Origin of the sequence: Acinetobacter sp. A47, from assembly GCF_000805455.1 — a bacterium.
Taxonomy (GTDB): Bacteria; Pseudomonadota; Gammaproteobacteria; order Pseudomonadales; family Moraxellaceae; genus Acinetobacter.
The window spans coordinates 1-1,653 of sequence record NZ_JSUS01000067.1; the positions used below are offsets into that span (position 1 = coordinate 1).

Annotated in this window: 1 protein-coding gene; it reads right to left on the reverse strand. The window is 53.7% G+C overall.

Going from position 1 to position 1,653, the window contains the following annotated elements; genetic code table 11:
* Positions 1–1,653 (reverse strand): beta strand repeat-containing protein (locus OC23_RS14950; protein ID WP_152607850.1); only part of this gene is annotated, 1,653 nt, incomplete at both ends.

The following is a 1,653-nucleotide window of genomic DNA, read 5'->3' on the forward strand; positions in this document are numbered from 1 at the left end:
CTGTACCGGAGATCGGATCAGTACCATTGACCGGATTGATCTCTGGTGCTGCCGGTGGCGTAACATCCACAGTGAAGCCTTGAGTGTCAGTAACCGTGCTGCTGTTACCTGCTGCATCAGTGAAGGTTGCAGTCGCATCGATAGTGGCATCGCTGTCCGCCAGCAAGTCGCTACCAGCCACATCGGCTGTCCAGTTACCTGTTGCTGCATCAACCGTTGCGGTATAAGTCACGCCATTGATGAGGAGTGTTACCACTGTGGTGGCTGCATCTGCCGGGATACCAGTCAAGCTACCAGTGATGGTCACTGTGCCAGTTGATTCAACTGCATTCAATACATTGTCTGCAGTGACATCATTGATGGCGAGTGTTGCACCTGTGGTATCCGGAGCAGTCACATCAACTACATAGCTCTGGTCTGCGGTAATGGTGCCCGCACCTGTCACATTCACGCTGACATTGATGGTGCTGTCTGCATCTGCAGTCAGATCACCACCTGGAACGGTCACGCTCCAGGTACCATCCGCCTGTACGGTAGTGGTGTAATTGTTGCCATTGACCACGACTGTCACGGCATCGCCTGCTGTGAAGCTGCCTACAACTGCACCGCTAACAGTCTGGTCAACGCCTGCTTCTGCTGCGTTAACGATGTTATCGCCTGCAATCGGATCGATCACCACCACTGGGGCTGTGATGTCAACGGTATAGCTGGCATCTGCGGTTACTGTACCGGTATTACCTGCAGCATCGGTTGCAGTAATGCTGACATTGATGGTCTTGTCGGCATCAAGGACTAACTGACCGCCATCAACCGTTACGCTCCATACCCCACCCGTTTGTACTGTGGTGGTCAGGTTCACGCCATTGACGTTGACAGTGACCACGTCACCGACAGTGTATTCACCGGTGACTGTACCGCTAATGGTCTGGTCAGTTGCCGCTTCGCCTGAATCAACCACGCCATCGCCCGCAATCGGGTTAATGGTAATCGTGGTCGTGCTGTTGTCCGGACCAGTGGTATCCACGGTATAGACTTGGGTATCGGTCACATTACTGCTGTTACCCGCTGCATCGGTGAAGGTGGCTGTCGCATCGATAGTGGCATCGGTGTCCGCCAGCAAGTCGCTACCAGCCACATCGGCTGTCCAGTTACCTGTCGCTGCATCAACCGTTGCAGTGTAAGTCACGCCATTGATGACTAAAGTCACCACAGTCGTTGCTGCATCTGCTGGAATACCCGTCAAGGTACCTGTGATGGTCACTGTGCCGGTTGATTCTGCTGCATTCAGCACGTTGTCTGCAGTGACATCATTGATGGCGAGTGTTGCTCCTGTGGTATCCGGAGCAGTCACATCAACTACATAGCTCTGGTCTGCGGTAATAGTACCCGCACCTGTTACATTCACGCTGACATTGATGGTGCTGTCTGCATCTGCAGTCAGATCGCTACCCGGAACGGTCACGCTCCAGCTACCATCCGCCTGTACGGTGGTGGTGTAATTGTTGCCATTGACCACGACTGTCACAGCATCGCCTGCTGTGAAGCTGCCCACAACCGCACCGCTAACAGTCTGGTCAACGCCTGCTTCTGCTGCGTTAACGATGTTATCGCCTGCAATCGGGTTGATCACGACTACTGGTGTAGTGATGTCAA